Annotated in this window: 6 protein-coding genes and 1 pseudogene; 1 reads left to right on the top strand and 6 read right to left on the bottom strand. The window is 61.2% G+C overall.

Features of this window, described 5'->3' with window-relative positions:
* Positions 1-137: 137 nt before the first annotated feature.
* Positions 138-2,171, bottom strand: a complete 2,034-nt coding sequence (locus A9G05_RS26610) for a patatin-like phospholipase family protein (protein WP_171902716.1) — start codon at positions 2,169-2,171, stop codon at positions 138-140.
* A gap of 196 nt (positions 2,172-2,367) precedes the next feature.
* Here A9G05_RS26610 and A9G05_RS26605 point away from each other — a divergent pair.
* Positions 2,368-3,210 (top strand): annotated as a pseudogene (locus A9G05_RS26605) (IS3 family transposase); the annotation flags it as partial.
* Between the two features lie 398 nt (positions 3,211-3,608).
* Here the strand turns inward: A9G05_RS26605 and A9G05_RS13235 are convergent.
* The 5 genes from A9G05_RS13235 to A9G05_RS13215 all read right to left on the bottom strand — a co-directional run bounded on the left by A9G05_RS13235 (position 3,609) and on the right by A9G05_RS13215 (position 9,479).
* Positions 3,609-5,120 carry a right-handed parallel beta-helix repeat-containing protein gene (locus A9G05_RS13235; RefSeq protein WP_069561428.1) on the bottom strand — a complete coding sequence of 504 codons (1,512 nt, stop codon included), beginning with the start codon at positions 5,118-5,120 and terminating at the stop codon, positions 3,609-3,611.
* Positions 5,121-5,134: 14 nt separating this feature from the next.
* Positions 5,135-6,250, bottom strand: coding sequence for a polysaccharide lyase (locus A9G05_RS13230; RefSeq protein ID WP_069561427.1), 1,116 nt, complete (start codon positions 6,248-6,250; stop codon positions 5,135-5,137).
* A complete protein-coding gene (locus A9G05_RS13225) occupies positions 6,241-7,632 on the bottom strand; it encodes an alginate biosynthesis protein AlgX (RefSeq protein WP_069561426.1) in 1,392 nt (463 codons plus the stop codon). Before A9G05_RS13225 ends, A9G05_RS13230 begins: the two co-directional genes overlap by 10 nt.
* Positions 7,633-7,701: 69 nt before the next feature.
* Positions 7,702-8,349, bottom strand: a complete 648-nt coding sequence (locus tag A9G05_RS13220; protein WP_139131154.1) for an alginate O-acetyltransferase AlgF — start codon at positions 8,347-8,349, stop codon at positions 7,702-7,704.
* 23 nt (positions 8,350-8,372) lie between these two features.
* Entirely contained in the window at positions 8,373-9,479 is a 1,107-nt protein-coding gene (locus tag A9G05_RS13215) for a hypothetical protein (RefSeq protein ID WP_069561425.1), read from the bottom strand.
* Positions 9,480-9,490 lie beyond the last annotated feature (11 nt).

The following is a 9,490-nucleotide window of genomic DNA, read 5'->3' as shown; positions in this document are numbered from 1 at the left end:
GGACCTCCAGCCAATCATGGTGGCGATTCTACCTGTACCGACTTTTCGTACAGAACCTAGTTAACTTAAGTTAGCTGGAAGAAAGGCTCATCAGCCATTATGGATGATGAACCTAGAGTCAGAGTCTCAGGGTGGAGTTATGGTGCCGTCTGATCGCTGTTGAGGTTTGTCTTATTAGTGAATTGCTCTGCCGAGGGGCCATTTAAGGTAATTGATATGCGCCTCCCGAAATCGTACCCCAGCGCCCGATGTCCGTTAACCTGCATCCTAGGGTACTTAATGTCTGTAGTTGAGACGTGCGGGAAACGCGCGCACTCTCCAATTAAGTTGTTGCGGCAGGCGGATATTCCTTGTTTGTAAAGCCATATTGCTTCGCAGGAAAAGTCATTGTCCCCATCGCAATTCTTAAGTGCTTTACTCCATTTAGGGTTTTTCGGCATTGCTGCGTAGTTAGTAGAAAGCTTGACATACAAAACTCTGATTCTGTTTTCTTCTGTGCAACCCTGAATGGGGCATATGTCGAATTTGAAAAACGGATTCGAGTTGACGAAGTTGAAGTTAATGTCGCGGCGAGAGAAAGTTTCGCATCCATCTTTTTCAAGGAATTTGTCAGGGATTGTGGCGGCGCCATCGACTTTGAAGAATTTTAGTCCCTCTTCCTTCCAAACGTGACATCTTAGCCGCTGAAGTGCATCGAATACCGCAAATCTCTGATCTCCACTGCTTGTGGCTTCGTATTCGGAGTCTACGGTTATGATGTTTTTAACTCTTCGCTTTATTAAGGGATACATGCCCAGGTTCTCTGAGTGGCCGCCATCGCTTAAATATACAGAATCCCTGGTTTCGTCGTATCTTTTATTTACTGCAAAATAAAGGGGGAATGGCAGAATTTTGTGCCATAGTCTAGTCATTGGCTCTATGCGAGGGTTGACAATATATCTACCTAAGGAAAGGTTAAATGCGTCTGCTAATGCATCCGTTCCAACATAAACTAAGGGTAGGTCTGAAAGTTTTAACACGTCGACAGCTGCCCCAGAAATCATAACTGCTTCGGAAATCTTTGGTGCCTCAGCAGGATGACAAGTTACTCCATAGGTATCTCTTTGTTTGTCATCTTGATAATCACAGTATCCGAAAGCAGTATTTCCATAGGCCAGAGGAGTAAATTCGTACACCACACTGGCGAGATCGGAGTTGAAGCCGGCGAAATCTGCAGTACGCAGCCACTCTACTTTACCTCCATATGCGGCTGTGGTGTTGATTATAGGGAAAGGTATATCACCGCGCTCAGCCGATTTTGCAAGTTCTTGAAATTCTGGCTGAGGAGTGTCAAGTGTTTCATTCCAAGTTATAGGGTGAGATCCAAATGTACGATCAATCCCATTTTTGTAAGCGGATTCCCAAGGGTTTACATTTACTTGCCATCTAAAGACTCCGTTCGCGAAGATATTGATAGGAACTGATGGGATCCAATATATCGTTCTAGCGGCCATTTCTAACCCGTAAGCAGAATTGTCTATAAACGGGCCGTGATGTGAGTATTGTGCCTTTGTGAGCAGATAACTGTAATTTTCCAAATAAGTCTGCGGTACTCTTGAGCGATTTGAAACACCCTTTGGACGTCGTATTGGCTCTAGGTTGGGTGAGTCGCGAACACCACTATACATATTGTAGCTCGCGAAAATGTCATCTACAGACAGCCTTTCGCTGTAATTATTCGCGATGCCATAAAGTTTTGTTATAAGCCAGTTGTTTGCATAGCTTCCCCCGGATACAGAAGAAACAATGTCTAGCTTGTCTAATATTTTCTGCTTTTGTAATCCAGCTAAGAAGCCAATGGAGAATGTCGCGGACCTCATGCCTCCACCTGAAAGTGATAGGCCAAGTTCAGGTCGGTATCCTTTGATTTCTTTGCCTGTGCAATTGCTGCTATTGTCACTTAATTGTCGAAGTTTTGATCTATATGATCTTAGATGGCAGTTTTCTGCAGCTCTTAGAGAGGCACTTCGCTCTTCATAACGAGCCGGGTCTGGGATCTCACCATCCGTTCGCCCAAGATCTGGTTTGTCGTCGAGTGATGTACAGCCCGATAATGCTGTTAGTAAGAACAGAAGTAAGTATGATTTTGTGTGAGCAAATGAGGTTAGGTTGAAGTGCTCGCTATGAGACATGCCACTCTCCTTATGTTTGCCTCTGATGAGGGTGGATAGTGGTGTAAGGCTAGCAGTGGGCTGGTATTTTGCCGCCTTACCTTTGTCTGATGTTTGACAGCCTGAACGAGCCCCTTGAAACACAGGACACCGTTTCCCCCTTACCATAAGGGATAGGCAAACGACTGTGTTTATGACTACCAGCAAAGACAAGACCATAGAAGTGCTCGGCCAGGAGCGGCGGCGCCGTTGGAGCGTCGAGGAGAAACTGGCCATGGTGCGCGAGAGCCTGGAGCCCGGACAAAGCGTCTCGGTGGTGGCCCGGCGCAACGGCATCAATCCCAACCAGCTGTTCCATTGGCGCAAGCTCTACCAGGACGGCAGCCTGTCGGCGGTCAGTGCCGGTGAAGCGGTGGTGCCTGCTTCCGAGCTGGCCGATGCCCTTAAGCAGATCCGCGAACTGCAACGGATGCTGGGCAAGAAAACCATGGAAGCCGAGATACTCAAGGAAGCGGTGGAGATCGCCCGCTCGCGAAAATGGATTGCGCACTCACCCTTGTTGCCGGGGGGACGACCAGTGAAAGCGGTCAGTGAGAGTCTCGGTGTGGCGCGCTCGCAATTGACGGCTCGACTCAAACAGCCTGTTCCGGGGCCGCAGCCGCGTCGTCGCCGGGCGCTCAACGATGCGGCCCTGGTCGAGCAGATCGTCGGCACGTTGCCCAGCTACGGCTATCGCCGGGTCTGGGGCCTGTTGCGTCGGCAGCATGAACAACAGGCCCAGCCACCGGTCAATGTGAAGCGGGTTTACCGCGTCATGCGTGACCACGATCTGTTGCTAGAGCAGCGGCGTAAACAGCCGGGTGTAGCACGGCGTCACGAAGGTCGTGTTGCCGTGGACATGAGCAACACCCGCTGGTGTTCGGATGGATTCGAGTTCCGCTGCGAGGGCGGCGAAAAACTGCGCGTAACCTTCGCCCTGGACTGCTGCGACCGCGAGGCCATCAGTTGGGTGGCCAGCCCAAACGGCTGCAGTGGCGACGATGTCCGCGACGTGATGCTGGAAGGTCAGTAAGTCGAAGTCGTTATGAAGACGCTGCCATGACAACTTCACCTGCGATGAGAGCTTCACCGATACGGCTATGCCTAAACGCTTTGGCCTTGATCGAGAGCAGGCAGCCATGTGGAGTGTGGGGGGGCTGGTCATCAAGCATTCCTTGTCATGAAGAAGCACTGGCATCCGGTTTGCGTTGCCGCAGTCAACCAGCATCGCTGAGCAGTTTCCAGTTCGTGATCCGATTCCGTGACGGAGGTCCACTGCACTGGAGTGCTCTGGGTGAGTCTTCAGCTTTTTCCGACGGCACTGCGGCGAATGGCGAATGCTGCATGTTCCAAGGTCAAGGTCAGCGGGGTTTGAACGATCTTGTCTTCACATCCCCGCCCGGCTACTCGGTGCGCCGCTCAGCCTCCGCATCCCTCATCCACCACCCGTTCAGCAACCGGGGCGCTGGCTCCGGTGTCCACGCGCAGCAGGCAGGGGTGGCGCACGGTGCTTTCCAGTACCTGACTCTGCACCGGCAGCAGGTCGCCGATGAAAGCGCTCTGCAACACCGGGTTGCCCTGGAGGCGGTTGCCGCCGAGCACGATCTGTTCCAGGCCTTCGACCCGCACCATGGCCTTGCCGATGCCGCCCAGGGTGTTGCCGGTGAGCACCAGGCGGCCGGGCAGGCGTTGGGGGTTGCGCAGGCTGATGGCGTACTCGGGGGTGTTGCCGACCTGATTGCTCACCAGGAACAGCACGCCGCCGACGTTGCTGGCGTCGATGCCGCTGCCCTGGGTGTTGCCGATGAGGTTGCCCTCCAGCAGCAGCGGCAGGCGTTCGCTGGGCGTCAACTGGTCCAGCAGGATGCCGGCGCCGCGGGATGCGCCCAGCAGGTTGCGGCGGATGCCCAGGGCTCCTTGCTGCTCCACCATTTCGATGCCGGCCTTGGCGGTGTTCAGCACGCTGTTGTCGGCGATCAGCCCGCTGACCTGGCCGCGTGCACGCAGGCCGCTGTTGTTCTGCACGCCGTCGATGTAGTTGCCCAGGACTTCGATCTGGCTGTCTTTCAGGTCCAGCGCGTACTGCTGCTGGTCGCTGAAGCGCGACCCCTGCACCCGCGCGCGGGCGTGCTGCAGCTCCAGGGCGGTGGACAGGTCGCTGAAGGTGCTGTTGCGCACCAGCACCCGTGCCGGCGCTGTGGCGGCGGGCTGCTGGGGGCTCAGGGCGGTGGTGATGCCCCGGGTGAAGTTGGCGTTGTAGCCGAGCCGCTGCAGGTGCGAGTCCTCGATGTGCAGGGTGCTGCCGGCCCAGGCCATCACGAAGGGGCGATACGGGGCCTGGGCGTCACCTGCCGATTCGCCTTTCCAACTGGAGAGGGTGGCGCCCTTGAGCTGTAGCAGGCCACGGTTGATCAGCGCGGTGCCGGAGGGGGTGTACAGGTACAGCGTGCTGCCTTCGACCCGCAGGGCTGCGCCGGGGGCGATCACCAGCGGGTAGCTGAGCAGGTAGCCGTCCTTGTGCCGCTTCAGCACGCGGGGGTCGTTGAGCGCGGTCGCGAGCTGTTCCAGGGTCAGGCTGCCGCCGCTGATCACTACTGCTTGCGGGTGGTGGGCCTGGTAGCCGGCGATGGCGCGGAACAGGCCGTTCCTGGCGAAGGGCTCGAAGTACCAGCTTCCCTGCTGGGAGGAGAACATCGTCTCCAGGCTGGCGCGTGCGCGGCCTGCGGGCGCTGCCGTTTCCAGGGCCGGGAGCGCCGTCTGGGCGATGGCGTCGCGGGCGTGCTGGAGCTCGGCCTGCTGGGCGTCCCACGGCAGCAGGCTGAGGGTCGGGCGAGGTGGCTGGTAGCTGGCCGCCTGGGCATGAAGGCCCAGCAGCAGGGGCAACAGGCCTGCGAGCAGGCGGCAGCCGGAGCGGAAAATGACCTGGCGCATGTGCGGTCCTTCTTTCAATCCTGGGACGGGTACATCGGCTTGATGGGGCCGCCGATCTGGCTGTAGTTGTCCACGTCGCCATCCATTTCGTCGTAGAGCCGCCGGGCCCAGGGGTGGCCCGGGTAGCGGTGCAGGTAGGGGATCAGCCAGGCGAGCTTGTAGGGCGCGACCTCGTCCTGGTCGTGCGCCTGCAGCTCCGGCAGTTTCTCGGGCTCGAGCTGGCTGCGGGCGGCGAAGCTGGCCAGCAGCCACAGCGTCTGGCGCTCGTCGCCGCTGAGCGGCCGTCCGTTGGCTTCGGCGCTCTCCATCAGCAGCATCAGCGGGACCAGGGCGTACTGGGTGTAGGTGCTGGCAAGCCTGCCCCGGGCCACTTCCAGGGGCAGGTAGGCGTAGTCGCCGCTCGTGCTCCGCCGGGCCTGGGCGAGGCCCCGTCGCAGGCTGTAGTCGGCCCAGGCGATGAAGTCCTCACGCTCCACCAGCATCCCCACCGAGGCCACGGCCCAGCCGGCCCAGTAGTCATGGTTGTTGAAGTAGGGGAAGTCGGGAACGTGACGAGGCTGGTATTCGGTGATCACCCGTTCCGCCAGGCGCTCCAGCCAGGCTTTCTGCTCGCTGTCCAGCTCATAGCGGCCGTCACTGAGGGCGCGGACCTTGAGCAGGGTGGAGCCGATGGCGGCCAGCGCCCATTTGCGTGCGGCGATGCCGGTCTTGCTGGCGTCGGGGTTCTCCAGTGCATGGGCATGGGCCCAGCGGCCGAGCCAGGTGTCGAGGCAGGCGAGTGCCTGGTTGGCCCGCTCGGGGCGCTTCGCCCGCTGGAATTCCTTGGAGGCGCGGATCAGCCCGCCGATGTAGCCCTTCACCTGGGCCTGGACCTTTTTGGCCTGGACGTCGGGCGTGGCGCTCAGGCGCGATTTGGTGACGTCGCTCTGGTCGTACTTGCTCTCGAACTGCAAGGCGCCCGTGTAGGGCTCGGGCGTGGGGTAGGGGCAGCCCAGGCTGCGGTAGTCGCCCACCATGGCAGCCTGGGGCGTTGCCTGGTCGGCCCAGAGGGAGTTGACCGCCTGTGCTGGACTCATGGGCAGCGCCAGCAGCAGGGCGAGGGCGCAGAGCAGGTGGCGGTTCAGCGGCATAGCTGCACGTCCACCTGGGTCGACTGGGTGATGTCCACGGTGGGTTCCATGAACACCGAAAGCAGGTTGGCGCCCTTGAACGCCTCGGCCCGACTGAGTTCCAGGTAGTAGTGGCCACCGGTGACGACCGCCTCGCGGCGGAACCACACCTTGTCCCGGGCGCCATTGTCGTAATAGACGATCACGTAGAAGTCCTTGAGGTTGCGGTCGCTGATGCGGATGTCGAGGAAGCCGTCCAGATCGCTCAGCTTGCGGCGCTGGTCGCCGGCATTGCTGAGCAGTTCGATGCGCTGGTTGACCTTCAGCACGCCGGTTTTCAGCGTGTTGCGGGCCAGGGGCTCGGCACGGCAGCCGCCCTTGATGGCGGGAATCAGTTGGCGGTAGCTGAGCGGGTCGTCCAGGCGGTAGTTGGCCGGCAGCTCCCAGACGATGAGCCTGGGCGGTTTCTGCGATGAGTAGCTGTCCGATTGCAGGTACTCCAGCAACGCGCCGTCCTGCCCGGCGCCGGGGAGGGCGTAGTTGAGGATGTCCACGTCGAGGTACTGCTTGAGGAAGCCGTCGAAGTTGAACTGCTTGCTTTCGTCCTCCCGTGCCGCCGAGTTGGAGGTGCCGACCAGCACCACTTCCGGGTCCGGGGCGTCGTCGAACAGGGCGTCGGCATCGTCGTTGACCGGGATGGTCTGGAAGCCGCGCACGTACTGGAAGCCGTAGTTGTTGCCGCAGATGCGCGAGAGCGCCAGGTTCATGGTGCCGTCCTTGGGCACCATCACGCCGGGCTCGGTCTGGTAGTGCTTCTTCGCCAGGCCGGCATACAGCGGGTGCCGGCGGACTTCGTCGGCCACCAGGCGGGCAGTGGCCTCGGCCCCGGCCGGGGTCCAGTGGTGGTCGCGACGGAAGAAGTACTCCTTCTGCGGCGGGTGCTCCACCAGTTGCATGACGTCGGGCACGATGGCGCCGCCGGCCCGCAGTTGCCCGGCAAAGTGGCGCAGGCTGGCGCTGGCCTTGGTGTAGTCGAAGCCGTAGGCGCGGTCGGGGCGGACCTTGTCCCGGTGCATCAGGCCGCGGGTGGGCTGGATGGCGATGACCACGTCGGTGCCCTGGGCCTTGAAGGTGCGCATCAGCCGGGCGAACTCGGGTTCCATGGCGGCGGGGATGCCGAAGTCGTTGGTCAGGTCGACCACGGAGCGGAACAGCCAGCGGTCCTTGCCCGGCGCGATCTCGCGCATGAGCTTCATGTTGCCTTCGGCGTATTGCTGCGGATCGGTCAGGCCAGGGCAGAGCAGGCATTCCAGGTCGCCGCAGGTGGGCGCCTCGGCAGCGAGCGCCGGGAGGCTGACGAGGGCCAGGAACAGGGCCAATCCGTGCTGCAAGGTCTTCTTCATGGTCGAGGCGGGTTCATCCGTTGTTGAGGCAGGCGCCCGTGGGGACGGGCGCCGATCCCTGTCGTCGCATCACTCGGTAGGGTCGACGCTGTTGGCCAGGCTGAGGGTGCGATAGCCGCCGGCCTGGGGCAGCAGCACGTAGCTGTAGGAGCGGCCTTTCTTCAGGAAGAGTTCGTCGAACTGCGCCAGGCTCTGTTCGCCGGCATAGGCGGCGAAGCCGATCTTGATCTCGTTCACCATGCGGCTGCCGGTCTGGTTCTTGCCCAGTGCCTGGACGATGTCGTGCTTGCCGTCGCGGGTCTTCAGCGCCACGTCCTGGCCGGTGAGGTTGTAGAAGGCCACCTGGGCTTTCTTTGGCTCGTTGACGAAGGCGTCGGCGATGACGACCAGCTCGCTGCCGGTGTAGAGCAGGGTGGTGGCGGTGTTGGCCTTCAGCTCGGGCTCGACGGCCAGGGCGCCGGTGGCGATGCGGTGCTTGCCCTGGGGCACGAAGCGGTAGCCGCTCATCTGCCCGGCCGGGACTTTCTGCGGATTGACCTTGCCGCTCAGGGTCACGTCGATGCCCTTGTCGGAGAGGTTGAGCACCCGCACGAAGGCGGAGTCGGCCGGGGCGACGGCGTCGTAGAGGTCGGCATTGGCATCCTTGGCGGCCTGGGCCGGCAGGTGGATGGTCAGTAGCAGCGCCAGTGCGCTCAGCAGGCGGGAGGTGATTCGCATGAGGGGTCTCCTTGGTCGTCGAATCAGAAGTGGCTGGGCTGCTCGGCGCGGGCGCGCGCGGCAACCATGTTCTGGGCGAGCACGGTGCGCACCGGGAATTCCCAGATCACCGTGTCGAGGCCGGGGTCGGCCAGTTGCGGCCCTTGCAGCAGCAGTTCCATGGCCTGGAAGGGGCCGCGGGCTTCCTGGGCCAGGGTCACCAGGTCGCTGTGCAGGTATTCCTTCATGAAACCGACGAAGTTCCAGTCGTCGATCTTGCTGTAGCTGGTGCCCACCAGCAGCAGCGGGCTGCCTTCGTCGTCGAACAGCGCCGCATCGCTGACCGCCTGCTCGGCCTTGAGGGTCTCGAACAGGGGCAGGTCGATCGGGGCGAAGTCCGTGGCGGCCAGGCCGGTGTCGAACTGCACGTAGTTCATCAGGTCGCCCCTGTGTGGCTTGCTGCCCACCTGTTGCGAACGGTAGGCGGTGGTGCCGACCAGGGCGGGGTTGCCCTGGGCGAAGGTGGCCGCTGCGAGGCGCGCGCCTTCGGGGCTCCAGTGGGTGTCGTTGGGCAGGAACAGGGCCTGGCCTTCCCGCGCGGCGAGAAAGGCGCTGCGCACCGGGGTGACGTCGACGCCTTCGGCTTTCAGTCGCTCGACGAAACGGTCGTACAGCGCCACCGCGCGCAGGTCGGGCTGCACGCGAGCGCGGGCGGCGTAGATGTCCAGCTTCATCGGCACGGGCAGCAGCACCAGCTTCTTGCCGTGCGCCGCCAGGCGGTCGCGCACCTGGACGATGGCCTGCACCTGCTGCTGCAGGTTGGCGGGCAGGTCGCGGGTCACCAGGTATTCCTGGTTGGTGAACAGCCAGCCGTCCCGGCCGAGCACCACGCCGCTGGTGGCTTCGCCGAAGAGCATGAAGCGGATGTCCGCCCAGGCCTGTACGGACGGCTCGCGGAGGAAGAAGCGCTTGTCGTAGAACTGCTCGAACTTGCGCAGCAGCTTGCCGTCCACGAACAGCGACCAGGTGTCGGTCTGGGTCTTGCCGAAGCTGAACACGGCCGGCAGGGAATAGAGGAACATGCCGCCCAGCAGGGCGATGAACAGCAGCCCATTCCACAGGCTGGCCGACGTGATCACGGGGAATTTCATCGGGTCCGCTC

The sequence above is a fragment of the Pseudomonas sp. ENNP23 genome (assembly GCF_001728945.1).
Classification (GTDB): domain Bacteria; phylum Pseudomonadota; class Gammaproteobacteria; order Pseudomonadales; family Pseudomonadaceae; genus Metapseudomonas; species Metapseudomonas otitidis.
Note: the sequence above shows the minus strand (reverse complement) of the source record. Positions and strands in the feature narration are given on the sequence as shown.

What these genes read in the sequence shown, in the direction of transcription:
- A9G05_RS26610 (WP_171902716.1), bottom strand. Translation starts at nt 2,171, where the DNA reads ATGTCTCATAGCGAGCACTTCAACCTAACCTCATTTGCTCACACAAAA.
- A9G05_RS13235 (WP_069561428.1), bottom strand. Translation starts at nt 5,120, where the DNA reads ATGCGCCAGGTCATTTTCCGCTCCGGCTGCCGCCTGCTCGCAGGCCTG.
- A9G05_RS13230 (WP_069561427.1), bottom strand. Translation starts at nt 6,250, where the DNA reads ATGCCGCTGAACCGCCACCTGCTCTGCGCCCTCGCCCTGCTGCTGGCG.
- A9G05_RS13225 (WP_069561426.1), bottom strand. Translation starts at nt 7,632, where the DNA reads ATGAAGAAGACCTTGCAGCACGGATTGGCCCTGTTCCTGGCCCTCGTC.
- A9G05_RS13220 (WP_139131154.1), bottom strand. Translation starts at nt 8,349, where the DNA reads ATGCGAATCACCTCCCGCCTGCTGAGCGCACTGGCGCTGCTACTGACC.
- A9G05_RS13215 (WP_069561425.1), bottom strand. Translation starts at nt 9,479, where the DNA reads ATGAAATTCCCCGTGATCACGTCGGCCAGCCTGTGGAATGGGCTGCTG.